The following is a 25,340-nucleotide window of genomic DNA, read 5'->3' as shown; positions in this document are numbered from 1 at the left end:
AAGCCTTATAGAGCTTGGTGTTTTATTGGTTTAAACAGTGCGCTTTTAAAATTAGGTATCTTTAAAATAAGGTATAAAGCTGAGCTAATGGCAATGTTTCTGCAGGTTCACAGGTGAGCAGCTCGCCGTCTGCACGCACTTCATAGGTTTGTGGGTCTACGGTAATGTCTGGCAGCCAGCTGTTATGAATCATGTCGAGCTTCGAAAGGTTACGAGTGTTACAACACGCGACCAGCTTACGATCCAAGCCAAATTTCTCGGCAAGGCCATTATTAAGCGCGGCTTTTGATACGAAGGTCACCGAAGTTGCAGCGGCGGCTTTACCAAAAGCACCAAACATAGGGCGATAATGCACTGGCTGAGGCGTTGGGATAGATGCGTTTGGGTCACCCATAGGCGCACTGGCAATCATTCCACCTTTAATAATCATCGACGGTTTAACGCCAAAAAATGCCGGTTTCCAAAGTACCAAGTCGGCTAGTTTTCCCGGCTCAATTGAGCCCACTTCATGGCTAATACCGTGAGTAATCGCTGGGTTGATGGTGTATTTAGCAATATAACGACGGGCCCGAAAGTTGTCAGCGCCGAGCTCACGATCTTCTGGCAATAAACCAAATTGCTGTTTCATTTTATGGGCAGTTTGCCAAGTACGAGTGATAACTTCACCGACTCGTCCCATGGCTTGAGAGTCCGATGAAATCATGCTGAACGCGCCACGGTCATGAAAAATGTCTTCTGCGGCGATGGTTTCTTTGCGAATACGCGAATCTGCGAATGCCACATCTTCTGGAATGTTGCTGTCCAAATGATGGCACACCATCAACATGTCCAAATGCTCATCGACGGTGTTGTGAGTATACGGACGAGTAGGGTTTGTCGAAGACGGCAACACATTGAGCTTTCCGGCCGCACGAATAATATCGGGAGCGTGACCGCCACCCGCGCCTTCTGTGTGATAGGTGTGAATCACTCGATCTTTGAACGCCGCCAATGTGCTGTCGACAAAACCGGATTCATTTAATGTGTCCGTATGGATCGCGACTTGCACATCGTACTTGTCTGCGACACTTAAACAGCAATCGATCGATGCCGGTGTGGTTCCCCAATCTTCATGCAGCTTCAACCCACAGGCGCCAGCTTCCAACTGCTCTTCAAGGGCTTCTGGTTGGCTGGCGTTGCCTTTGCCTAAAAAGCCTAAGTTCATTGGCATGCTGTCGGTTGCTTGCAGCATCTTACCTAAGTACCAAGGTCCAGGCGTACAGGTCGTGGCTTTGGTGCCCGTCGCAGGCCCAGTACCGCCGCCAATCATGGTGGTGACACCAGAGGTGAGTGCTTCTTCAATTTGTTGCGGACAAATAAAGTGAATGTGCGCATCGATGCCACCAGCGGTAAGGATAGAGCCTTCTCCCGCGATGACTTCGGTACCCGGTCCAATCACAATGTCGACCTTGTCTTGGATGTCTGGATTGCCGGCTTTACCGACTTTAAAAATACGCCCTTCTTTGACGCCAACGTCGCATTTTACGATGCCCCAATGGTCGAGTACCAAGGCATTGGTAATCACTAAATCGACCGCTACTTCATTGGTAACTTGGCTTTGCCCCATGCCATCACGGATCACTTTACCGCCGCCAAATTTCACTTCGTCACCGTAGGTAGTGAAGTCTTTCTCCACTTGGATCCAAATGTCTGTATCGCCTAGGCGTACTCGGTCTCCAGTGGTTGGTCCAAACATTTGTGCGTAGCTTTGTCTGTCCATTTTAGTCTTGTCTTTTTTAGTCTTGTCTTTTTTAGTCATGCTGAATGCTCCGTATCGCCAAGTGGCCCCATCACTTCACCACGAAAGCCATAAATGGTTTTCGTGCCAGCGTATTCGACGAGTTCAATTTCGCGACCTTGGCCTGGCTCAAAGCGAACCGCTGTGCCAGATGCGATATGTAAACGAAAGCCCTTAGTGGGTTCTCGATCAAAAGACAATGCAGGGTTTACTTCATAAAAATGATAATGGGAGCCGATTTGAACAGGTCGATCCCCTGTGTTTTCAACACGAATTTTTAAGGTTTTACGGCCTACATTGAGCTCAATATCGCCTACGGCTACCTGAATTTCACCTGGAATCATGGTGTGTCTCCATGTTAGTTAATAGGGTTATGAACCGTGACCAACTTAGTGCCGTCAGGGAAGGTGGCTTCCACTTGTACTTCGTGGATCAAATCCACCACGCCGTCCATCACTTGTTCTGCACTAAGCAAGGTTTTACCGAAGCTCATTAGTTCAGCCACCGTTTTGCCATCGCGCGCGCCTTCGATAATTTCCATGGTGATGTACGCCATGGCTTCTGGATAATTCAGTTTTAAACCGCGATTTAAGCGACGTTCGGCCAATAATGCCGCGGTAAAGACGAGTAATTTGTCTTTTTCTCTTGGTAGTAATTCCATTCTTCAACCCTTTTGTCGTTATTCTATGGCGCTTTTAATGTCTTAATCGTGAGAATTAAGTCGCCCAAATTCTAGGTTCGCACGCTATTTTGTTAATCAGCGCAGGGCGAATCGCTTGCCAGCACTGAGTAAACAGTTGTTTCATTTGCTCGGAATCATCGTGAATGCTGCGCACAATGAGGTATTCGTCTACCAGCGTCGCGCCGCTAAGTGAATTGTGTTCTGTACAATGGGCACGCAGCGTGTCCATTAGCTCATCATGATTGTCCGATCGGTCAAAAGGTCCTGCAATCATCAGGCCATTTATTGGATTGTTTGCTAAACCGGCTTTTGCTTGAAAAATAGCGCGGCTTTGGTCGTCAATCACCAGTCGCTCACGGACTTTTAGACGGCCATCCTGACGAATTTCAAAACCTTGTTCTGCGTGACCGTTGGCGAAACTTTCATTGCTTGCAGGTAAGCCAAAGCAAGTGACTTCCCAACCGATAAATTTGGCATTACCCGTCAGATTGATTTGATTCTCAAGGCGCGTGTGGGCGTTGGGATAGAGAATGGCTTCTTGTGGCAGCCATTCCATCACGCTGTCTTGCGGGACATTCAGTTGGGTAATCTGATGCTGCAGAGCTTTGTCATCGCGTGCGCGATAGACTCGACCAGCGCCGGGTGTGGTGATTAATACATGAGTGTTTTCGGCTAGATTCGCGGTGATGGTTAAGCGATCTCCAGAGACGAGTCCACCAGGTGGATGAAGAAGATAGACATGAGCGATATCAGGGCCTTCTGGATAAAAGGGCTTTTGTACGTAAAGGGGCCCTTTATGTTCGCAAGTTTTGAGCACAGTGCCGCGAGCGGTTTTTTGAAAGCCTAAGGTTAGGAATGCATGCCAGTGAGAAGGTGCGCCAGAAAAGGACGGCGCGTTTTCTTGTTGTGTCACTGGCTGCGTTACCAAGGCAAGATTATGATTATTATCCATTTCTTCCTTTTTAAAAAATCAGCTTGCTCAGCGTGCTAGGGCTATACCGCTAGATACTGCTTGATCAAGGTATCGTTGAGTTTGTCCATTCGGTCTGAAGCTACAATACGACCTTTTTCCATTAAACGGAATTCTTTACCGACGCGTCTCGCAAAACCAAGTTTCTGCTCAATTAAGATCACCGTCATGCCTTCTTCCGCGTTTAACTTCAAAATCACATCGCCGATTTGCTTGACGATGTTGGGTTGTATGCCTTCATTTGGCTCGTCTAAAATAAGCACTTTTGGGTCTAATACTAGAGCGCGTCCAATGGCTAATTGCTGTTGCTGTCCGCCGGAAAGATCGCCGCCACGACGATGCAGCATGTCTTTTAACACCGGAAATAAATCAAAGATTTTCTCCGGTATCTCGTTGCTTTTATGCTTACTTTTCTTGTTCAGCACTGGCAAGCCAATGCGTAAGTTTTCTTCTACCGTTAACATTGGGAAAATATCTCGGCCTTGCGGTACATAGCCAATGCCTGCGTAGGCGCGTTTTTCAGCGCTTTGTTTATTGAGTATTTCGCCATTCATAGTGATCTCGCCGCTTTGAATCGGCAGTAATCCCATAATGGCTTTCAGTAAGGTTGTTTTACCGACGCCATTACGGCCCATAATGCAGGTTATTGAGCCGGGTTCTATGTCTAAATCTAAACCCCAAAGAATTTGTGTGCCACCATAGAGTTGATCAACATTTTTTATGGAAATCATGAGGTTGCTCCTTCTTCTTGTTCTCCTAAATAGACTTCAATAACATCTTTGTTACTTTGAATCTGGTCCATAGTACCTTCAGCAAGAACAGAGCCTTGGTGCAACACTGTGACGGTTCGTGCAATGCTACGAACAAATTCCATATCGTGCTCGACGACGATCACCGTTCGATCTCCCGCCAGAGAGGTGAGTAGCTCAGCGGTGCGCTCGGTTTCATCTGGGGTCATTCCAGCGACTGGCTCATCAATCAACAAAAGTCTAGGATCTGATACAAGTAACATGCCAATTTCGAGCCATTGTTTTTGGCCATGAGAAAGGGCACCTGCCAGCATAAAGCGGTGCTTAGCCAGACCAATAATCTTTAGCACGTCGTCGATACGATCTATCTGTGTCGGTGTCAGTCGTGAGAAGAGGGTGTGCAGGACACGTTTGTCGGTTTTAAGAGACAGTTCTAAGTTATCAAACACGGTTTGTTCTTCAAATACGGTTGGCTTTTGGAATTTTCGACCAATGCCTAGTTGTGCTATTTCAGCTTCGTCTTTATTGAGTAAGTTTTGGTTCTGGCCAAAAAAGACACTGCCAGAGTCGCATTGAGTTTTACCGGTAATAACGTCCATTAAGGTGGTTTTCCCCGCTCCATTGGCACCGATCAGGCAACGTAACTCGCCATCATTAATATAGAGATTCAAATTATTCAGGGCTTTAAAACCATCAAAACTTAAATTCAAATCTTCCACATACAAAATGATGTCTTTATCGACGTTGACCTTAGCGTTTTCAGGCGCAAGAAAAGGCCATACCTGATCAGGGCGAAACGTGTGGCGTAAGCTTTCTACGGTATGTTGAATCGCATTCATGCTTCAGACTCCTTAACGGATTGAGTACGGCGTTTTTCCAGTAGTTGGGTGTATAAGCCGACGATGCCTTTGGGTAAATACAGAGTGACTAATACAAACAGACCGCCCAGAGCGAATAACCAAGCTTCCGGTAAAATCGCGGTAAATCGCGTTTTTGCATAATTCACTAACAGCGCCCCAATGACCGCGCCGATCAAGGTGCCCCGTCCACCAACCGCCACCCAGATCACCATTTCGATCGAGTTAATAGGGGAGAACTCGCCAGGGTTGATAATGCCGACCTGTGGTACATACAAGGCTCCTGCAATGCCCGCGATCACCGCTGAGAAAACAAATAACCAAATCTTATAGCGATCGGTTCGATAGCCAATAAAACGTGCGCGTGACTCTGAATCACGAACGGCCAATATCACCTTGCCAAAGCGTGACGAGAGAATGTTATGACTGATGACAAACACCACCGCCAACATGAGCGCCGTAATAGCGAACAAACTCACCCGTGTGGTATCGGACTGTAAGCTGAAGCCGACAATGTCTTTAAAATCTGTTAGGCCATTATTGCCACCAAAGCCCATCTCATTACGAAAGAATGCAAGCAAGAGCGCGTAAGTGAGTGCTTGCGTCATGATGGACAAATACACTCCAGTCACTCGCGAGCGAAACGCTAACCAACCAAATACAAAAGCCAATAATCCCGGAATCAATACAGCCATGATCATCGCAAACCAGAATTGATCCATACCGTGCCAAAACCACGGCAGCTCTTTCCAGCCTAAAAACACCATGAAATCAGGCAGATCTGGGTTGCCATAAGCGCCGCGATCGCCAATTTGACGCATCAAATACATGCCCATGGCGTAACCGCCTAAAGCGAAAAAGGCACCGTGTCCTAAACTCAAAATTCCGCAATAGCCCCAAATAATATCCACCGCTAACGCCAGCATGGCATAGCACAAATACTTGCCCAATAAGGTAATAGAGTAAGTGCTCACATGCAGTGCTGAATCGGCGGGCAAATAGAGATTCGATAAACACGCCATTGCCGTCACTGCTAACAGGATAATGACAAATGGCATAGTGTGTTTGCCCGATGTGCGTCCTTCTGAAAAATACTGACTAATCACGCTCATTCTGCGGCCCTGCCTTTTTGAGGAAAGAGTCCTTTAGGACGTTTTTGGATAAACAAAATAATGAATACCAGCACTAAAATGGTGGATAAAACCGCGCCTGTCATCGGCTCAAGAAACTTGGTTGCAATGCCCAAACTGAACGCCGCTACTAAAGTACCGAGCAAGTTACCCACACCACCAAAGACCACCACCATAAAAGAATTAATGATGTAGTCTTGGCCAAGATTGGGTCCAACATTAGTGAGTTGACTCAGTGCCACACCAGCAATTCCCGCTATACCGGACCCCAAGCCAAACGTCATAGCGTCTATCCAATTCGTTTTTACACCCATGGCTTTGGCCATATTGCGGTTTTGGGACACCGCTCGGACGTTTAATCCCAGAGAGGTCTTTTTAAGCACCATAACCAAGGCAAAAAATACTAGCAGCGAAAATGCCAGAATATACAAACGGTTTAAAGTGAGTGAGAACACTGGGTTAATTTCCCAAGAACCACTCATCCAACTTGGTGTAGACACTTGACGGTTTAATGGTGAAAAAATGGTTCGCACCAGTTGTTGTAAAATCAGGCTAATACCAAAGGTGGCTAGCAAGGATTCTAGTGGACGACCATGTAAGTGACGAATCACTAACCGCTCAATCAGTACACCGACGACACCAGAGACAAGAAAAGCCGCTGGAATAGCAACCCAAATAGAATAGTCGATGTAATTCGGCATCATTAGTTGAACCACATAAGTGGTATAGGCACCGAGCATAATCATCTCGCCATGGGCCATATTGATGACACCCATCACACCAAAGGTAATGGCCAGACCAATAGATGCCAGTAACAGCACAGAGCCGAGGCTCAAACCAAAAAATAATTGGTTCAAAAAACCGAAGCGCTCAACCCGCTGAGTGATCTTTTTCAGCGCGTGTTCTGCCGCGGCTTTAATCGCGGGGTTGTCTTGATTCGTCAGCTGTGTGAGTACATTGCGAACCGTATTTTCTAAACTGCCAGATAAGCGCTCAATAGCAGCAATACGTGTGGAATTCGGTAAGCTGGCTTGTCGCGCGGTATTAATCGCCAAGGCTAAGCCCATTTCTGTTTTTACTGTCTGATTAGTCTCACTTGAATAGAGCCGTTCTAAGGTGGTTACTGTCTCTTCATCAAGGCTAGACAGCAACTCTTGCACCGCATTTTTACGTACCTCAGCAGAGGAAGATGTTAACTGAATACGGGCAATGGCATTACGTAAATAACTGCGTAGGTGGTTATTGACCTTGATTTTAGACACGTCTCGTTTGCTAAGATCTGCGACCAATTGCTGACTAAAAATCCCTTGGTAAGTCTTTTGATTCGTATCCTCAATAAGTTGAACAAGTTGCTTATTGGTTTTGATGAAGTACAAATCCCCATTCATCATAGTGCGAAATAGCGGCAACATAGACTCGTCGCTATTGGCTTCGATTTTCTTTAAAACAGGTAAGAGTTTGCTGTATTTTGCTTTGGTCAGTTCCAGTATTAAAGGCGCAAGTTCGGCGGGTGGCTGATTAGCGGACGGACTTGTCGAGGTAGAAGATTCTGCGCTGTAAGCCTGTGAAGATAAGAGGCCAAAAAGACAGCAGCAAAGTGCTATAAAATGTCTCAAGGTCATACTCCGTGGAGTGAATAGTGGCAAGATGTCTTGCTGGTGGATTCGTTCGTTGCTCTTGGACAGTTGAAACAAGAGGAGACGAGCAGAAAAAGGGACTCTCTGCTCTGTGTGACAGAGAGTCCATACAAACCTGAGAGGTTCGCTATTAAGCATTTCTAACGATATTGACGCTTAGTTTTCGCCTGAACATTTTTTCGTTACAGTGTTGTAATGACCGCAATTGATTGGCGAAGTCCAGTCTGCAATCACGTTCTTAGAGCTTGGTAAATAGTCAGACCAAGAATCCCCAGGAACCGTACTGTCGGTTTCCCAAACCGTTTCAAACTGGCCGTCGTCTTGGATTTCGCCGATCAAAACAGGCTTGCTTAGATAATGGTTTTTATTCATTACCGCCATGCCACCGGTCAAGTTTGGAAACTTCTGCCCGATCATGGCTTTTTCAACCGCATCGACATCTGTTGTACCGGCTTTTTTGACGGCATCAACCCACATATTGAAACCAATATAAGTGGCTTCCATCGGATCGTTCGTAACCGCTTTAGGGTCTTTTTTGAAGGTTTTCCATGCTTTGATGAATTTCTCATTTTCTGGCGTATCGACGCTTTCAAAATAGTTCCAAGCCGCCAAATGACCAACCAAAGGTTTAGTATCTAACCCCGATAATTCTTGCTCGCCAACTGAGAAAGCCACCACAGGGATTTCTTCAGAAGAAATACCTTGGTTTGCTAACTCCTTGTAAAAAGGCACGTTAGCATCGCCATTAATGGTAGATACCACGGCGGTTTTTATACCTTGGCTACCGAATTTCTTGATTTGCGAGACAATAGACTGCCAATCGGACTGACCAAATGGCGTGTAATTCACCATGATGTCTTTTGCTGGAACGCCTTTTGATTTTAAATACGCTTCCAAAATTTTATTAGTAGTACGAGGATAAACATAATCCGTACCCGCAAGAACGAAACGTTTTACGCCTAGGTCGTTCATCAAGTAATTGACCGCAGGAATGGCCTGCTGGTTTGGCGCTGCTCCGGTGTAAAAAATATTTTTAGAGGACTCTTCCCCTTCAAATTGCACTGGGTAAAACATCAAACCATTCAACTCTTGGAGAACAGGAAGCACCGACTTACGAGACACAGACGTCCAGCTACCGAAAATGACATCTACCTTGTCTTTGCTGATCAACTCACGAGCTTTTTCCGCAAACAACGGCCAATTAGAAGCAGGATCAACTACCACAGGCTCAATCTGCTTGCCCAGCAAACCGCCTTTCGCGTTTTGCTCCTTGATCAGCATCAGCACAGTGTCTTTCAGCGCGCTTTCAGAAATCGCCATGGTGCCGGAAAGAGAATGTAACACACCCACTTTAATTGTATCCGCCGCCCATGAAGGCACAGCAACCAACGTGGCACCGGTTAATGCAATAGCAGAAACTAACGTCTTAATCTTCATTGTTGAGTCTTCCTATTCGTTATCGTATTTAACAAGAATCCAGATCACAGAATGAGAGGTGAGTTAAACACCGCCTGATTCCGTTGAGTAAGCGAAACCAGTATCTATAGAAACCGTAAAGAAAAGTATTCGCTGAATGACCCAGAGGGGTACGTCATTTGACGTATAGGCGGGTGATATTGTCGATGACTATTTAGCTTCATTTTTGTCTTTGAAGAGATTAGGAGGCGTTTTCATTTCAACGTGGTTAAAATGCCACCCACCTTTTGAGCCCAGTTATGGCAAGGCTTTTGTTTCTGGTATTGTCATTTGAAGTCAGGTGGAAAATGCCCTATGGTTCTTCTGACTTAAGTTCATCCATAGAGTATTTTGGTACACACTTTTTATGACAAACAATATGACAAAAGCTTTTTCTCCATCTTGCGATAGAAACCAGCAACCTATTCTTGATCAGCTTTCAGTCTATTTTAAGCACAGTCACCAAGTGCTTGAGATAGGTTCTGGTACAGGTCAACATGCGGTGTTTTTTGCTAAACATTTGCCCCATTTGCTTTGGAATACCAGTGATATGCTCGATTATCATGGCAGTATTCAGGCTTGGATGGAGGACGCTAATTTGAGCAATCTGGTTGCTCCTATTACTTTTCATTTTGGTAAAAATGACTGGCCAGAGTTAGATATAGATGCGGTCTTCACGGCTAATACGACGCACATTATGCAGCGTGATGAGGCAAAGTTGATGATGGAAACCATCGTTTCTCAGCTAAAATCAGGTGGTGTGTTTTGCCAATATGGGCCTATGAATGTAAATGGAAAATACACCAGCGAAGGCAATCGAGATTTCGATCATCATTTGCAACAAAGTGGTTGTGGCGGTATTCGTGATGTAGAAGAGTTAGTTGAGTGGGCCGCTGGTATGACATTAATAGAACAAATACCAATGCCTGCCAATAACTTTTTGTTAGTCTGGAAAGTACTTTAAATTCCCCTGTTATTTTACAATAAACACAAAAGCCCCCGTTTCATTATCATGCACAGGATCAGCGATGAAGTATAAATATTGGTTAAGTATTTTTGTTGTCATTCTTAGTGGTTGTACGACGAACACTCAAGAAGTAAAAGCGCTACAAGACAAGGTTGAGCAATTACAAACTAAATTGGCTGAATCAGAAAGTAGCCAGCGCCAAGAAGTGAATGCGAAAGGATTGTCTTATGGTGGTGTGGTGCGTAGTGCTGCGACGATAGATTCTCCTCGGTTATTATCTTTAAAAGCAGGCGATAAGTTAGAGATTTTAGAGCGTGTAAAGGAGTTTAGAAATGGTTACCACTGGTTCAAAATTCGTACTCAAACGGGTGTAGTGGGTTATCAATGGGGTGGGCTTTTGTGTTCTTTTAGCCCAAATAATGTAGGTACTTTTCGTAGTTGTGTGAATTTTTAAATAGGGCGGTGTAAAACGCTTTTTATTGCGTTATTTGATATAAAGGACTAATCATGTTTTCTAAAACCGCGGTCTCTTTTGCGCTAATTTGTATGATGTCTTCTTCGGTTCAGGCTGAAGATTTACTTCAGCGTAAAACCTCAGAGTTAACAAGGATTGAAGCAACTCTGATTGCGGAAATTCATCAACGAACTTGTCAGACTATTTTGCCTTCAGATATCTCTTATATGGCGTTCACGAAAGGAAAGAGAGACGCTGATAAGAAGAAGCTCGCGGCGAATATTTATAAACTGATTGCGATGAAAATGGCTTTATTAGAGAGAATGAAGGCGCGTGAAACCACAAAAACGCATGATGCTTTTGCGAGTGTTGATCTAAGTGATATCAATGTTGCTGATGACGATGATTTAACGTATGAAAATCCATACATCGCTCCTGTGACTATATCTCTAGGTGGCGTTTCGCGATTAATGTTAACGAATAGTGGTTCTACTGGGTCAGAGGTGCCAAGCCTGCCTTTCAATATAACTTACTGTGAGAAAGGAGACCTGTTTATTAATGGCCACCAGGTTGATCCTATGAGTAAGCGCGTCAACTTTAAAATCTTCTTCGATCACTCTACTTTTAATGTTTCTGCGCACATGACTGCCACTAAAAGCGGTTGGGAATAGTCGCTATTTAATCGGACAAAAAAGACCTTGTAGACATTATTCTACAAGGTCTTTTTATTGTCTAATTTTCGTTGTATAGCGCGATTACTTAATTGTGGTTTTAAAGATTTTTCCTTCTACGTTACTAAACTGCAAGGTAATAGGTTGAGCAGCGTTTAGACTGCTGTCTTTAGGTAGTGTGAATGACCATGTTGCTTTTGAACCTAGCTGGCAGCGAACTGCGTATGGCATGGCTTTACAGGTAGACCAAGGAGCAAATTGGTTGTTAATCGTGACGGCGGTAGGGTCTTTTAATGACGTCGCAGGGTAAGTTGCTATGGCTTGGTTGTTTTGCATCACAGTGACTTGAGTAATGTAAGCCCCTTGAGTGTCTGGACCCGCATTGATGTAGCTGTTTACGTCTATCTTATTGCCATCTATTTTAGCTTGAGAAAGCGCGACGTAATGATTTGCGTTGTCGATTCGTTTGCCTAATGGGGTAACGAGTGCGCCAAAGTTGTAGCCATAAAAAGCGACGGTAAAGAGGATGGATAAGCCGCCCATGATGACCGAAAATTTTACTAATTGAGGCATGGATAATGGTAACGGACCACTGGTTAACCAGCGTGCCCAATTCATGTTGTTTTTCTCAAATTTGCTTTGAAATAACTGATCGACGGAGTATTTTCCGCCGCCAGTAATTAAAGTGACTGATGCGGTTGCAAACCCAAAGGCGGCCATTGTCCATTCGTCTAAGCAGGTGGTTCCCATCCAACCGAAAATGACCATTAAGGTACAGGCCAATCCAATGCTGATAAGCGACATAAGGCGTGTTGCAAAACCAATGATTAAGCCGACACCGACAACAAGTTCAACTAAGGTGAAAAAGATAATAGAAATGTACAATAGCGTGCCATGAGCCAATAACCAGTACATAACACCGGACAGGTCAAAGGCCATTCCAGGTGCTGCGTGTACTAATTTATTTGCTAGATAAGCATGGGATGTTGGATCGAGTTTCAACGGTGCGTAGATAAGTCGACGGCTAGCGCCACCCCAATAAATCCAACCAGTGATTAGGCGTACTGCTAGGGCCATTAATCCTGCCATTTGCCAAAATGCAGGGGATAGTAATAGGTTCCCATCGGTTTTTTTCTGATCTACATATTCCATACCGAAGCCTTCAAAGTGAGTTGATTTAGACGTATTAGACATAACCTTAGAACTATTTATATTGATCGTTATCAAGAATAATGAGGTTCATAAATGAGAATAATAATTTATGCTATATCTTTGCATTTCTCTGATTTTTGTTGAATAAGTCAATTAATGTTGCGTTTATATTGAATGTCATTTTTGATCTATAAATCACCTAATTAAACTCTTTGAATTAGCGGTTGTTGATACTGAACACTTGATCTATATTGCATAGATCAAGTGTTGTTTTTATGTGTTTTTTTCTTCTCTTTATTCGGCACGTTCTGTGCTGTTACTTGTTCTGATCTAAGGACGAATATGACTTTTGATTCAACGGGTTCGGTGGCTAAATTTGGCACTTTATTAGGAATGGCACCAGGCAATGTCCCTGTCTATTCTTCAGATTATGATTCTGCCGACGAAACGGAATTGCCCAATCGAAATGCGTATCGTCATTATGTTGATGGCGTATACATGGGGCATAAGTGGCAATGCGTAGAATTCGTACGGCGTTGGTGGTATCTGAATCGCGGTTACATTTTTGATGATGTGGCGATGGCGTATGATATTTTTCGTTTAACGTCTGTGCGTGTTTTAGCCGATGGAAGTCGTTTGCCGTTGAAGTCGTTTCGTAATGGTTCTTTACGTCATCCTGAAGTAGGGGCGTTATTGATTTGGAGCGAGGGTGGAGAGTTTGAAGTCACTGGGCATGTGGCGATCGTTACTGAAGTATACTCAGACAAACTGCGCTTGGTAGAGCAGAATGTGGGTCATCAGGTATGGCCTAAAGGTCAGAATTATTCTCGAGAATTGCCTGCGCGAATTAGTGATGATGGTGGCTATTGGCTTCGTTGCTCTTATGGTGATGCGTCTATTTTAGGTTGGGTTATTCAAACCGATGACGATACGTATGCCGAACGAATTGAACCAGACGACCCTGCGCTCTTTGATTTGACATTACGGCATGTTCTGAATAAAGGGCAAGCGTCTAGAGCTTGGTTAAACGTAGCGAACCCAGATGAAGAGGCATTTGTCGATATGATGGGCGGGCATAAGTTAGCCAGTCGTCCAGAAGACGATTATCGCTATATGGTGATGTCGGAAACAGCAGAGCGGGAGCTGAAACGGGCAACGAATGAGCTGCATGCGTTGTTTATGCACGCAACGAATCATGTGTTGCAAAACGATGAGTTGTTGGCAAATTTTAATATTCCACAGGCCTTGTGGCCGAAGATTCATCAATCTTGGGATAATCGTCGGAATCAAATGATCACTGGGCGCTTTGATTTTAGTATGTCGGCACGCGGTATTAAAGTGTACGAATACAATTGTGATTCGGCGTCTTGTTATATGGAAGCTGGTTTGGTTCAAGATAAATGGGCCAAGCATTATGGCTGTCATGATGGTAAAAGCTCAGCGACGGCATTAGTAGAAAATTTGATTGATGCGTGGCAACACAGCGACGTGGACAGTGTGCTTCATATTATGCAAGACACTGATTTAGAAGAGAATTATCATGCGTTGTTTATGAAAAAAGCGATAGAGCGAGCTGGCATCGTTTGTAAGGTAATTAAAGGAGTGGCGGGTTTAACCTGGGACACTGATGGTGATGTGGTTGACCCTGAGGGAAACAAGATTCGTTGGGTATGGAAAACGTGGGCGTGGGAAACCGCATTGGATCAGATTCGTTCTGAATGCGACGATGATGAGCAACGTTTACGTGAGTACAAAACGGATGTTCCTCGCAGTGTCGCTCCGCGTTTGGTGGATGTGTTATTGCGCGAAGGGGTGATGGTGTATGAACCACTTTGGACTTTAATCCCCAGTAATAAAGCCATTTTACCCGTGCTGTGGAGTTTGTTTCCTAACCATCCTTACTTGTTGAATTCTTCGTTCGAACTCACCGAAGAGCTACAAGAAACAGGTTATGTAAGTAAACCAATCGCTGGTCGATGTGGATTTAACATCAGCCTATATGATGGCAGTGAAATCTTAATGGAAGAAACTGAAGGGCGGTTTTCGCACCAAGATCAAATATATCAAGCGCTTTGGAAGCTACCAGACATTGAAGGGTATAAATCACAGATCTGTACTTTTTCCGTAGGTGGACATTTTGCCGGCAGTTGTATTCGTGTGGATCCGTCGCTAGTGATCACCAAAGACAGCGACTTAATGCCGCTGCGAGTCGTGGAATATAATAATTTATTAGGGGGCGAGCCCAACGACAATTCTTAGTTCGCTGTAGTTTTTTGATTATCACTTTGATGCAAAAATGTTGTGATCGATCGATAAACTGAATTGCATTCTTCAGGAACGAGATTTTCCATATTGAGAAAAGTATGGATCATGTCACTAAAATGAATGTGTTCAGCATGCCCTCCGTTGTCTAACACCTTTTGGACATATTGCATTCCTTCGTCTCTAAGTGGACAGAATTCGGCAGTAAATACTAAGGTGTTAGGTAAGTTACAGGTAAAGTTACAGTGTAAGGGGGAGGCTTTTTTACGATTATCCACTTTATGAAAATAGTGATCAAAATACCAAGCGATCTTATCTTTTTGTAGTAAATAGCCTTCCGCATTCTGCTCTATTGATGGGCAAGACATAGTGTAATCTAGACTAGGGTAGATCAGAATTTGCTTGTTAATAGACACTAGGTCATCAAATTGTGCTTTGGCCGCCACGGTTGCTACCATTGCGCCGCCGCCAGAATCGCCGATTAGAGATAATGTTGAGATGTATTGAATACCAGCATTGTCTAAGGTGTCATAAATATTTTTAGTGACGGCATAGGCGTCGTTTATGCCTGCTGGGTAACGGCATTCTGGAGCCAGTCTATATTCTATTGATACAACAATGTGCTGGGTGGCATTGGCGAGCTTTCGACAAATAGGGTCATAAACGGTGACTGACCCTGACATATGACCACCACCATGACAAAAAATAAGAATGGGTAGGGGGTGCTCCGGAACAGGGTTATAGATTCGTATTGGTACGTCATACTCATCATTTTTTACTATATCATCTGTGATGCGAGCGACATTTTGAATATCAGTGATAAAAACTTTAGTTAAGTTGGCTAATCCCTCTCTGGCGTTGATAGGCGTTGGCTTAAAGCCATTTTCAAGCAGAGTAGGTATGGTGATATTGTTTAAATTATTGAGCCAAGATTGTAATTTTGGACTTACTCTACGCATAATGAATCACTCCAAATGAAAACCCAAGAATACCTGGGGTTATCCTTTGCTTTAATTAGTTTGCTTGTTGTTAGTTTCTTTTAGGAAGAAGCTAGATAAGAAAATAGTACTCGACATACCCACGGCGATAAATGCAGCGACTAATGGATTGTTCATTGAATCTGCAATACTGGTTGCTATCGTCATATAGATCATTTCAAGCACATAGGCTGCAGACCAAAAAATACCAGCAGCGATGGCTACTCGAGCAGGGAAAGTGTCCGATTGTTCTTGCATCATGGTAAGCAAAGAACTCATTGGTGAGAACATGCACACGCCACACATTAATCCAGCCGCCATCGCTAAACTAGGAATACTGGTTGTTACCGCTATTGCAGCAAAAGCAGTAATACCTAGGCCAAACCAACGTAAAGCTTTAACACGCTGAGGGATAAATTTTGGGACGACAAATACGCCAACCGTGGTTCCAATCATTCCACCCGCAATCATGATAGAGCTGAGGTATTTAGATTCAATAGCAAAACCTGGAATATTAGGAAATAGAGTAAATACTGATATGTAGCAGAAAAGGAGGCCAGAATAGCCGATTGCGATTGTCCAATTAAACTTTTCTTTAAGGCCTTCTTTCATCGTATAGCCACGAGCAGATGTACCATCGTCTTTTTTTGTTATGTCGAAATTGGTGCCAACAAATAACCATACAAGCATTGCTATCGCACTTAAACCAGCCATTGTTAGCATAGTGGTTTGCCAACTACCCGCGAGAGTCATAAGTGCGCCAACACCTAAAACGGCGATTAAATTCCCAGTATTAAATGCATCTGCGTTTAACGCATTTGCAACCATACGGCTTTTGGGCTCTTTAAAAGTGTTCATTACGATTGGTGCGGTAACAACTAAGACCAATGCGCCACCAAAACCAAGTATTAAGCGAGAAAGTAAGTACAGATTGTAGCTGGAGGCAAACGCCCCCATACCGCCAAGAATGACTAAAATAGAGGCCATCGTAAATACGTTTTTAGGTCCTAGCTTTACAAGAAACCAAGCGGCGAAAATATTGCCCACAATTTTAGCAATAGCAATCATGTTGGTCGCCATTGCAATCATTGTTAGGCCTCCAGTATCAAACGTTTTCATGATTTCTGGGCTCATTATACTTGAGCCTGCCCATGCAAATGCAAACAGCACGTAAGTAAGGAATAAGATTCCCTCGATTAAATACTTTTTCATGTGAATGACCTTGTTGGATTGCAATAGAGATTTATGGTCTCTAAGAAGCTAATGAGTAAAAATACTAGCTAGATTGGTTGATTTTTGTACTTATTAGAGCGTTATTTAATTACGCCTTAATGTTGTCAAAGTCAATTATATTTACTTGGTATGAATTTCTATTAGCGTTTTTTATTTCAAAATAATCAATAGGGAGTGAGTCCCGATGCTCTATATGTAAATGAAAGTGGCCGTTATTGACAGTTGCTATCAATGTGATTTGTATCAAGGCTATTAATGAGTTTGATCCTTATTAGTTGTGGATTTTTCACTGCTCAAATTTCTTCAGTGTGTTAAGGTTTCGGCTACCTAAAGCGTGCTGGCGAACTAAGTCGCGTGCTGACATTATTGAAAGTATTTAGAAGGAAAAGGTTGTGTCCGACGCTCAATCTGTACAGGTTAATAAATTAGAAAAATTAAGAACTGCTTGGTTGCCAGCGGTTGAGTTTTTATTTGGCGAGGCAGCACCAGAAGCGGAGTTTGTTGGTTTTGAAATGAACGCAGACTCAGCAAAGCCCATGGCCTTGTTTGAGAATGATAAAGCACCATACCAATACAAGATCCAGATGCCTGTGCGCAGCTTTACCAATGACGTAATGTTGTTGGCGGATGTGATCCAAGAAATGGTACGAGGCTTATTTCCAGCGAGCGAGAAAGATCATCAAAGTACATCATTGTGCGAAGGTACTGTGGTTTATGGCGCTATCATGGCGATCAAGCAAGTGTTTGGTGAAGAGTCTGTTGATTCATACCTAAATGCGTTGCGTAAAAATGTGCCTACTTATTATGATGCTTTTTCCTATGTGGCAGTGTTGTTAACAGAAGACCCACAGGCGATTAAGAAATTGCGAGCCATTCAGCCACTTTTGTATAAGGTGACAAAAGAAGATTTTGATACGGCAAATATCGATATTAATCGCAAGGTAAAGGATATTCTGCTGCTGACTTTTCGCTCTTAACGCTACCTACGCTGATTTTTCTTAAAAACGTGTAATAAATTGATCTTATGCTGTTGGAAGCTAGCATTGAGTATTATTTTATTGCACGTTTTTTGTCTGCTATTTTTTATTTTAAACTGTTTGGTTACATTTTAGAGTATGTTGAACCGATATAAAGCTCTGATGTTACGTCAAGAATTTTCTGATCTTTATCCTGCATTCTACGTTGTTATCCCCCAATCTTAAAAACCATTCAAAGCGACTTCTATAAATATGCAACTCTTTGTTTATAAAGGATTATTTTCTTTATTTTCTTCAAGCCTTTGCTTTCTCCTTTTCCTATTGAAGATCTTTTTTTAGCTTCCGCATAGTGTTTTTTGAACAAAAAACAAACCTTTTTCAAGGAGATTAAACAAGAGTGAAATAAATCAATAAAATTAAATAGCTTGCTAATAATTAGTGCGCGAACTAATATCTGGTTTCAATCAACTAACCAGAGCACCCAAGATGAAAACCCCCTTCATGTTATTAACTAGTCTATTTGCTATTGTCCTAGCATTTTCTTCTCCTCAAGCATTAGCAGAAATGCAAAAAGCGAAAACCGTTGTATTGGTACATGGTGCGTTTGCTGATGGATCTTCATGGAATAAAGTGATTCCATTATTACGAGCAGAAGGTTTGCAGGTTATTTCTGTACAGAATCCTTTGACTTCATTAGATGATGATGTTGCTTTTACTAAACGCGCTATTGCACAAGCAGAAGGGCCTGTTGTTTTAGTAGGGCACTCTTGGGGAGGCGTTGTTATTACAGAAGCGGGCGTGGATGAGAAAGTACAATCGCTGGTTTATGTTTCTGCATTTGCGCCTTCTACCGCGCAAAACTTGCACGATATTTTACATGAAGCACATGCAGTTCAAAAAATACCTACGGTACCTGGCTTTTCTCATCCTCAAGTAGATAAAGAAGGATTTTTAGAGTTATCAGAAGAAACGGTAATCAATTACTTTGCATCTGATTTACCTGTGGAAGAAGCTCGCCTGATTGCCATTGGTCAAGGTAAGTTACATAAAAGAACGCTAGATCAGCGTATTACAAAAGCTGCGTGGGAAACCAAACCAAGTTGGTTTATCGTATCAAGTAACGATCAGATGATTGCACCTGATGTGCTACGAGGACAGGCTAAAAAGATACAGGCGACTACGGTTGAACTACCAACAAGCCATGTTTCTATGCTCGTAAAACCGCGAGAAGTGGCAGATGTTATCTTAAGCGCTGCTCACATTAAATAGCGTACAAGCAATAATAAAAGCATAAAAAAAGGTAAAAACGACAGGTTCGTTTTTACCTTTTTTTGCTTTCAACAGACAGGTTATCTTGATCCATCGATAAAGCTTTTAATGCTTTTCATTTCATTAATCAGCAGAGTGGCTCTCTCTTCATTTAAGCCTGTTGCGCAGCCTAGTGCATGAGGAATCTCTAATGCTTTTTGATGCTGTTGACGTCCTTTGTCGGTTAAAAAAATATGAACACGCCTTTCATCTTCCGCGCTTCTTTGTCTCTTAACTAACTCAAGTTTTTCTAGCCTTTGTACCAATGGGGTTGTCGTCGCAGATTCTAGCTCAAGAGCACTGGCCAGTTCTTGAATCAAAATGCCATCCTTTTGCCATAACACCATAAGTGCTAAATATTGAGGGTAGGTGACGCCTATTTCTTTCAATAAGACTTTGTATTGCTTCGTAATGGCCCTTGAGGCTGAGTACAGAGCAAAACAAAGCTGATCTTCAAGCTTGAGGAGACCTTCTTTATCTGTGACGTACGAATCCATAAAAAAACCTTAAGTAATAACCACTCTGCGAAGGGAAGGTAGCAGAGTGGTAAAACTGATCTATTTTGGTTTTAGTTCAGTCAGTTCTTCACTGAACCAAATTTTGCGTTTGAAACGAGGGTTTTTAGACGACATATCTATTTTATAGGGATTTGCTTCTGGCGCTTGAGGTAAGTCAAGAATACTGCACAACTCTTGTGCGAGCCATTTTTCCACTTTTAGCACGACCATTTTTTTGCGCAAACGACCTTGCTCGTCACGGTTCAAAATAGTGGGTAGCGTATTTAGCGTTAGAATTTCACCTAACGCAGGATGCGCCATACGTTCGCGGCCTTCATCGCTGGCATAAAAATGCGAAACAGCGAATACCATACGTTGTGGATTAATTTGTTGTAAAAACTGACAAGATTTAACCACGGTAGAACCGGTGCGAACCATGTCATCAAACAAGATAATGCTGGCGCCATCTAGTCCATCAAAGGTGTGCTCACTTTCTTTGTGCAGTGTTATTTCTACTTTGCGTTCATCAGTGCGCTCTTTGTCGAGCATGATGAATTTTGCTTTACTCAAACCAAGCGTGTTGTACATTTCTTTAACAAAGTCTCGGGCGCCTTTATCAGGAGCACAAAGTACTAAGCCTTCGCCATCTTTGCCGTAGTGCAAAATGTCTGAGTTCAGCAAGTAGTGAGCGTAAATTTCATAAGGGATTAGATTATGGAAATCGCCTTCAAAAACTTCGTTGAATATCTTTTGTACTGAATCAGAGTGATTATGGATCGTCATGACGGTGTCGACGCCAGACAGTTTGAGCATTTGCGCGTAAAGCTTAGCAGTGAAGGGTTGGCCATCGAACTTCTTAATGTCTTTTACATCACGATCAAAACTGGTTTCGCCTAAGCTTTTGTGAGGACCACGATCTTGTGCGCTGTAGAAAAGATCAGGTTCTACTAGGATGACACGGGCGGCGCCGTTTTCTTTCGCTGCTCTGGCGATAATGAAATTCGACATCGCAAGCTCTTGGCGAGTTTTCACATGGCTGCCAGTACTGACAATAATGACAGACTTGCCTTTTAGTTTACGGCCTATATTTTCAAAATCTGTCTCGTCAGAAATGAATCGCGGGCAAAACTCAGAGTTCATGAATTGCTTCATGCTGATCAAGTCAGCAATGTCATCGTATTGGCCCATAGCATAGGCGATATCAATAGCAAATGGATTATCGGAAGAGTTACTAACGACTACAACGTTAGCTGGCTGACCGGTCGACAAAGTCATGAAAGATCCTTAACTAGAGGGGGTATGGGGATGAAGCCAATTTTAATACTTGTCGGCTTATTGCGATAGGGTCGATGGAGATAAATCGTATATTAGTGACGAGATAATTAATAACTGATTCTTATTCTCAAAAAAGACTCGAATCGTCTCCAATTTTTCACTCCCGCTCGCGTTCAGAAGTCATTCTGTCTTCGTCTTTTGGTGTTTTTTCCTAAACTGTTTGGGTGTCATTTGAAAGGCAATTTTGAATTTTTTAGCAAAGTAAGCAGAGCAGTTGAAACCGACTTCATAAGCAACGTTGGCGATTGACTGGTTGGTTTCTGTAAGCAGCGGTAGAGATTGGCGCAATCTGTGCTCTAGTAAGTAGTGGTTTGGGGTAGATTTTAAAGCGTCTCGAAAGGTCCGATAGCACTCACTTTCGCTGATGTTTGCCGCGTAACTGATGTCTGCAATAGATAGACGCTCCTTATAATGGCGGTGAATAAATTGAAGCAAAGACTGTACTCGCTTTTCTTTTGCTTGTGTCGTGAGAGGGCGGTGTGCAGTCGATTCTGATGGTTGCAGCATAAGTCCTTGCGCTGAGGACAACTGTGCTGAGCCACTGTCATGTGATTGCATGAGGGCTTGGCTGGAAAATAAATGCCAAAATTTCAGCAGCGCTATGGTCATATAAAACTCACGATCCGTGCGTTGAGACTCCCAGACATCAAAAGCAGAAGCTAATTCGTCAATCGCCTGCTGATGCCATGTTTGACCGGTATTCGAGTCGCTGTTAGGCGAGCTTTCGGCGTCCTGACAGTATGTGTGGAATTTATAAAGCAGGAGCGATTTATTGTTAATGATCGGCAACATGTGTTTTTTATAAACAAGTCCGAGATTAGAACCACCAAGCCATTGTGGATTAAAGACCACATTAAGTATGCGACAGTCTTCCTCCCCATGATTGGTTAATTTATGCAAGGTATTGGCGTTCACCAAAATCATTTCGCCAGCGTGAAGAATTTCACACGACTCAATACTTTCTACCTTGGTCGCGCCTTCTGCTACCAAGACAATTTCAATCTCATCGTGCCAATGCCAAGCAACTTCCCCGCCAAAAAATTCTGAAAAGCGTTCATCGTAAGAAGCGCACGGAAAATCATAGCTGCCATGAATCGTCCGTTCACGGCCATTGTCTTCAGTTTCAATTTTATAAATTTGCATAAAGGATCTTGGTAGAATCGTTGTATTTTTAGCGAGTATATACCTATAAACAAAAGAGATCAGGCGGTATTGTTTTAAAAAATAGAATTGAGTCGAGTTTATATGTTGTTGCTGTGTGTGATTTATTTGGCGTTTATTAGCCTGGGGTTGCCGGATGCGGTATTGGGCGCTTCATGGCCTGTGATGGGGGAAGTGTTGAATGCGTCGCCTGAATTTGCCGGGGTTGTGGCGCTGATTATCAGTGCCGGTACTGTGATGTCGAGCCTGTTGGCAACACGAATGATCCATTATATGGGAATAGGAAAACTTGTTGCGCTCAGCGTATTACTGACGGCGATCGCTTTAATAGGTTTTAGTCTTGCGGAACACTCGTGGGTTTTGGCGCTGTTGGCGATACCGCTGGGAGTCGGCGGTGGCGCGGTGGACGCTGCGCTAAATAATTTTGTTGCGGTGCATTTTAAGGCGAAGCATATGAACTACTTGCATTCGTTTTGGGGCGTAGGGGCGATGACTGGTCCACTTATTATGGCGCACTATTTAACCTTTCAAAATGGCTGGCGAGATGGCTATGAAATCATTGCCATTACGCAATTTTCCTTGGTTATTGTGCTGTTTAGCGCCTTACCCTTGTGGAAAAAAATGCTCTTCAAAACCGCGAGTGAAGCCGATGTCAGTCCGCCTTTTGTGGGCAATATGGCGGTGCTAAAAAAGAATGGCGTGTGGCTCCAGTTGATGATGTTTTTTTGTTATTGCGCGATAGAATCCGGCACTGGGCTGTGGGCTGCCAGCTTCTTAACCACGCAGCGCAGTATTACTGCGGGCGATGCGGCATTTTGGGTGGCTATGTACTACATGGGTATTACCTTAGGGCGCTTTTTGTGTGGTGCGATAACGGAAAAAATGCCAGAAGAAACCTTGGTTCGCTTGGGGGTAATTGGGATCTTATTGGGCTGCATCATGCTGGTGTTGACCTTATCAGCAATGTGGGCGAAGTTCGGTTTAATTTTAATTGGTCTAGGCTGTGCGCCTATTTACCCTAATACCATACATATGACCCCTAAGCGCTTTGGTTCAGCGGCATCGCAAGCCATAATTAGTTTATCAATGGCGGTGGCTTACATGGGAATTATGGCGGTTCCTCCTTTGTTAGGCGTGGTCGCCAATTTGGTTGGCTTTGTTTCTTTCCCCATTATTTTACTGCTTCTAGGCGCAATTATCTTGTTTACTACCGAGCGATTGAGAGCGTATCGAATCGTGCCTGTCGTACTGAATAAGGGGCTGTGATGAATAGAGTGGATGAAAACACGCAACGACAACAAAAAATACTACTGCTGTTGGCTCTGGATGACTCACTTACGACGAGCATGCTAGGGCAGCGTTTTATGCTTCCTAACAAGGTGATACAAAAAGATCTAATCGCTCTAGAGCAATTGGGTTTATTGACGCAAACTCAAGAGAACCTAACCTTAGTAACAAGCGAATAACTCGTCTATTTGCTGTTACTTAAAGTTAAAAAAGTTAATGGGTTGCACTAAACGCGAAGTTAATTGGGTGCACTAAACGCGGCGCTCAAGCACTTAGCCACCACAAGGTTTATAGCAGCTTGGGGTTCTTGGGCAAACTGAACCGCGGGGGCAAATAAGCCTAGCGTCGTTCTCGATGCCGCGTTCTACCCAATTGATGTTGAGTATTTTTGCTACGCTCATGAGGTCTTTTTTCATCGCGCTAGGGATAGCCGATGTGCCGCCACCACTGAAGCAAGCGTGTTTTAGTTCTTGAGCAATCGCAATGGCGTCTTTGCCTTGAGCTTCAATTGCAGGGTTTAAATCAATACCAGAACATAACACATGGCTGCTGCCAGTTAGGTCTTCCACCTTAATGGATTCGCAGGCATAAATGCGAGGTTCGTCGCCGACATTTAGGATAGAAATTTGCGCCGATGTGCCCGTAGTTGGCGCAGTAATCATGCGAAATACCGCCCAATTCTGGCAAGGGTCTTCTACCAAACTCATGTTTCCCCATGGTAAGGGAATGCCATTACCACGGTATACGGCTTTGAGTTTTCCTGGAGCGAAGGCGTCAAAATAATGCCAGTGTGGATAAGGCGATACCGCTGTCATTCGACGCATGGCAACAGACTCTGAGACGCCAGCCAGTTTTGCTGTATTGATTTCGTAACCATTTCGGTCAAGCAACTGCCGGAAAGGTACTTTTGGGCACAGCAGTGCACCCGCAAAAAAACTGCATTCAAAATCCCGCCAAGCGTAGAGAATATCTTGCGCGTCCATACCCGAAGTTTGCGCTCGTGAATGAGGTGCTTGTAGCGGGGATATTTCATTGCGCCCTGTAACCAATACGTTTCTCATGCCATCTTTGTCATGTAGCACTGCATGGCCAATGTGCACCGCAAGATTGTACTTTAGCCGCTGGGGTTGTGATTTCATGATCTGATTAATGTAGATCTGATTAGGTGGCTCAAAGAACGAGGTCACCACATGTTGTTCGTTGATCCCCATGCTTTCTAGTACTGACAATGGTGTTTTGCGGAACCACTTGATTTGTAAGCCCATCTGCTTAGTAATCGCCACTATCTCATCAAGGCTGAGAGGCAGGCGTTTTTGGCCAACTTCTTCAGCAGCGCGTTCTAAATCAGGAAAATGATTTTGGTGGTGTTCTTGGTGAGCGCGGATCAAAAGGTGAGCGAATTGACGACCACTAGTACCGGTTTGGGAAAGCATTTCAGGAATGGCAATTTGCAGAATTTCTTTTGAAAATAAGAAATTCGGCTCAAGGGCCATACCATTAAGGCCGCCACCAGAGCCTTTTTGCGGAACAATCGCGTCTTCTTCAGGAATGTCGTCTAGAAACCATTCAATGTTTTTCTGGAAAACACTGGCAATAATCTCCAGGACGTCTTCACTGGGAACGCGTTTCCCCCTCTCTATCATAGACAAATAAGAGACAGACGGCGCGTATTCCGCGTTCACTTTTACGCATCTGGCAGACAGGTCTTCCATCGTCAAACGGTTGCGTTTTCTGAGGTTGCGGATCTTGGTACCCAAAAAATGGGCTTTACGGATAAGGCTATTTTTATTTTTCATTTTTGT

Annotated in this window: 24 protein-coding genes; 8 read left to right on the top strand and 16 right to left on the bottom strand. The window is 43.6% G+C overall.

Features of this window, described 5'->3' with window-relative positions; translation table 11 throughout:
- Positions 1 to 61: 61 nt before the first annotated feature.
- From ureC to urtA, 9 genes are all read right to left on the bottom strand, one after another.
- Positions 62 to 1,798: an urease subunit alpha gene (gene ureC / locus V6259_RS04810; protein ID WP_341583529.1), complete on the bottom strand. Its 1,737-nt coding sequence runs from the start codon at positions 1,796 to 1,798 to the stop codon at positions 62 to 64.
- Positions 1,795 to 2,121: an urease subunit beta gene (locus V6259_RS04805; protein ID WP_341583527.1), complete on the bottom strand. Its 327-nt coding sequence runs from the start codon at positions 2,119 to 2,121 to the stop codon at positions 1,795 to 1,797. Before V6259_RS04805 ends, ureC begins: the two co-directional genes overlap by 4 nt.
- 14 nt (positions 2,122 to 2,135) lie before the next feature.
- The gene (locus tag V6259_RS04800; protein ID WP_133011993.1) at positions 2,136 to 2,438 is read right to left on the bottom strand and encodes an urease subunit gamma; all 303 of its coding nucleotides are present in this window, start codon (positions 2,436 to 2,438) and stop codon (positions 2,136 to 2,138) included.
- A 55-nt stretch (positions 2,439 to 2,493) separates the two neighbouring features.
- Positions 2,494 to 3,411 (bottom strand): urease accessory protein UreD, encoded by a 918-nt coding sequence (locus V6259_RS04795; protein WP_341583526.1) that lies wholly within the window; start codon positions 3,409 to 3,411, stop codon positions 2,494 to 2,496.
- A 41-nt stretch (positions 3,412 to 3,452) separates the two neighbouring features.
- A complete protein-coding gene (urtE, locus tag V6259_RS04790) occupies positions 3,453 to 4,160 on the bottom strand; it encodes an urea ABC transporter ATP-binding subunit UrtE (protein WP_133011991.1) in 708 nt (235 codons plus the stop codon).
- On the bottom strand, positions 4,157 to 5,017 hold the full coding sequence (urtD, locus tag V6259_RS04785; RefSeq protein WP_341583525.1) for an urea ABC transporter ATP-binding protein UrtD: 861 nt from the start codon (positions 5,015 to 5,017) through the stop codon (positions 4,157 to 4,159). The genes urtE and urtD overlap by 4 nt, the downstream gene beginning before the upstream one ends.
- Positions 5,014 to 6,147 carry an urea ABC transporter permease subunit UrtC gene (urtC, locus tag V6259_RS04780; RefSeq protein WP_341583524.1) on the bottom strand — a complete coding sequence of 378 codons (1,134 nt, stop codon included), beginning with the start codon at positions 6,145 to 6,147 and terminating at the stop codon, positions 5,014 to 5,016. The genes urtD and urtC overlap by 4 nt, the downstream gene beginning before the upstream one ends.
- On the bottom strand, positions 6,144 to 7,787 hold the full coding sequence (gene urtB, locus V6259_RS04775; RefSeq protein WP_341583523.1) for an urea ABC transporter permease subunit UrtB: 1,644 nt from the start codon (positions 7,785 to 7,787) through the stop codon (positions 6,144 to 6,146). The genes urtC and urtB overlap by 4 nt, the downstream gene beginning before the upstream one ends.
- 171 nt (positions 7,788 to 7,958) lie before the next feature.
- Positions 7,959 to 9,239 carry an urea ABC transporter substrate-binding protein gene (gene urtA, locus V6259_RS04770; RefSeq protein WP_341583522.1) on the bottom strand — a complete coding sequence of 427 codons (1,281 nt, stop codon included), beginning with the start codon at positions 9,237 to 9,239 and terminating at the stop codon, positions 7,959 to 7,961.
- A 397-nt stretch (positions 9,240 to 9,636) separates the two neighbouring features.
- On the opposite strand from urtA, the gene V6259_RS04765 reads away from it, so the two are divergent.
- From V6259_RS04765 to V6259_RS04755, 3 genes are all read left to right on the top strand, one after another.
- Complete coding sequence (locus V6259_RS04765) at positions 9,637 to 10,221, top strand: DUF938 domain-containing protein (RefSeq protein WP_341583521.1); 585 nt, start codon at positions 9,637 to 9,639, stop codon at positions 10,219 to 10,221.
- A gap of 64 nt (positions 10,222 to 10,285) precedes the next feature.
- Positions 10,286 to 10,678 carry an SH3 domain-containing protein gene (locus tag V6259_RS04760; RefSeq protein WP_341583520.1) on the top strand — a complete coding sequence of 131 codons (393 nt, stop codon included), beginning with the start codon at positions 10,286 to 10,288 and terminating at the stop codon, positions 10,676 to 10,678.
- A 53-nt stretch (positions 10,679 to 10,731) separates the two neighbouring features.
- The gene (locus V6259_RS04755; protein ID WP_341583518.1) at positions 10,732 to 11,349 is read left to right on the top strand and encodes a hypothetical protein; all 618 of its coding nucleotides are present in this window, start codon (positions 10,732 to 10,734) and stop codon (positions 11,347 to 11,349) included.
- 84 nt (positions 11,350 to 11,433) lie between these two features.
- On the opposite strand, the gene V6259_RS04750 is transcribed toward V6259_RS04755, so the two are convergent.
- Positions 11,434 to 12,543: a TQO small subunit DoxD gene (locus V6259_RS04750; RefSeq protein WP_341583517.1), complete on the bottom strand. Its 1,110-nt coding sequence runs from the start codon at positions 12,541 to 12,543 to the stop codon at positions 11,434 to 11,436.
- A gap of 300 nt (positions 12,544 to 12,843) precedes the next feature.
- Here V6259_RS04750 and gss point away from each other — a divergent pair, with 300 nt between their 5' ends.
- Complete coding sequence (gss, locus tag V6259_RS04745) at positions 12,844 to 14,760, top strand: bifunctional glutathionylspermidine amidase/synthase (protein ID WP_341583516.1); 1,917 nt, start codon at positions 12,844 to 12,846, stop codon at positions 14,758 to 14,760.
- On the opposite strand, the gene V6259_RS04740 is transcribed toward gss, so the two are convergent.
- Entirely contained in the window at positions 14,757 to 15,722 is a 966-nt protein-coding gene (locus V6259_RS04740; protein ID WP_341583515.1) for an alpha/beta hydrolase, read from the bottom strand. The genes gss and V6259_RS04740 overlap by 4 nt on opposite strands.
- 51 nt (positions 15,723 to 15,773) lie before the next feature.
- Entirely contained in the window at positions 15,774 to 16,952 is a 1,179-nt protein-coding gene (locus V6259_RS04735; protein ID WP_341583514.1) for an MFS transporter, read from the bottom strand.
- A 413-nt stretch (positions 16,953 to 17,365) separates the two neighbouring features.
- Between V6259_RS04735 and V6259_RS04730 the strand changes: the two genes are divergently transcribed.
- Both V6259_RS04730 and V6259_RS04725 read left to right on the top strand, forming a co-directional pair.
- The gene (locus tag V6259_RS04730) at positions 17,366 to 17,950 is read left to right on the top strand and encodes a hypothetical protein (protein ID WP_341583513.1); all 585 of its coding nucleotides are present in this window, start codon (positions 17,366 to 17,368) and stop codon (positions 17,948 to 17,950) included.
- A 501-nt stretch (positions 17,951 to 18,451) separates the two neighbouring features.
- Positions 18,452 to 19,219 carry an alpha/beta fold hydrolase gene (locus V6259_RS04725; protein WP_133012069.1) on the top strand — a complete coding sequence of 256 codons (768 nt, stop codon included), beginning with the start codon at positions 18,452 to 18,454 and terminating at the stop codon, positions 19,217 to 19,219.
- Between the two features lie 80 nt (positions 19,220 to 19,299).
- On the opposite strand, the gene V6259_RS04720 is transcribed toward V6259_RS04725, so the two are convergent.
- The 3 genes from V6259_RS04720 to V6259_RS04710 all read right to left on the bottom strand — a co-directional run bounded on the left by V6259_RS04720 (position 19,300) and on the right by V6259_RS04710 (position 22,233).
- Entirely contained in the window at positions 19,300 to 19,755 is a 456-nt protein-coding gene (locus V6259_RS04720; protein ID WP_133011975.1) for a MarR family winged helix-turn-helix transcriptional regulator, read from the bottom strand.
- 60 nt (positions 19,756 to 19,815) lie between these two features.
- Positions 19,816 to 21,030 carry a phosphoribosyltransferase family protein gene (locus V6259_RS04715; protein WP_341583512.1) on the bottom strand — a complete coding sequence of 405 codons (1,215 nt, stop codon included), beginning with the start codon at positions 21,028 to 21,030 and terminating at the stop codon, positions 19,816 to 19,818.
- A gap of 180 nt (positions 21,031 to 21,210) precedes the next feature.
- Positions 21,211 to 22,233 (bottom strand): AraC family transcriptional regulator, encoded by a 1,023-nt coding sequence (locus tag V6259_RS04710; RefSeq protein WP_341583511.1) that lies wholly within the window; start codon positions 22,231 to 22,233, stop codon positions 21,211 to 21,213.
- A gap of 102 nt (positions 22,234 to 22,335) precedes the next feature.
- Here V6259_RS04710 and V6259_RS04705 point away from each other — a divergent pair, with 102 nt between their 5' ends.
- Positions 22,336 to 23,517, top strand: a complete 1,182-nt coding sequence (locus tag V6259_RS04705; protein WP_341583510.1) for an MFS transporter — start codon at positions 22,336 to 22,338, stop codon at positions 23,515 to 23,517.
- Positions 23,517 to 23,717, top strand: a complete 201-nt coding sequence (locus tag V6259_RS04700) for a DeoR family transcriptional regulator (RefSeq protein ID WP_341583509.1) — start codon at positions 23,517 to 23,519, stop codon at positions 23,715 to 23,717. The genes V6259_RS04705 and V6259_RS04700 overlap by 1 nt, the downstream gene beginning before the upstream one ends.
- A gap of 93 nt (positions 23,718 to 23,810) precedes the next feature.
- On the opposite strand, the gene V6259_RS04695 is transcribed toward V6259_RS04700, so the two are convergent.
- Positions 23,811 to 25,334, bottom strand: a complete 1,524-nt coding sequence (locus V6259_RS04695) for a DUF3612 domain-containing protein (protein WP_341583508.1) — start codon at positions 25,332 to 25,334, stop codon at positions 23,811 to 23,813.
- Positions 25,335 to 25,340: the final 6 nt, after the last annotated feature.

Source organism: Marinomonas sp. TI.3.20, from assembly GCF_038155025.1.
GTDB classification, from domain to species: Bacteria; Pseudomonadota; Gammaproteobacteria; order Pseudomonadales; family Marinomonadaceae; genus Marinomonas; species Marinomonas flavescens.
The sequence above is the reverse complement of the archived record's forward strand: the minus strand, read 5'-3'. Positions and strand labels throughout refer to the sequence as shown.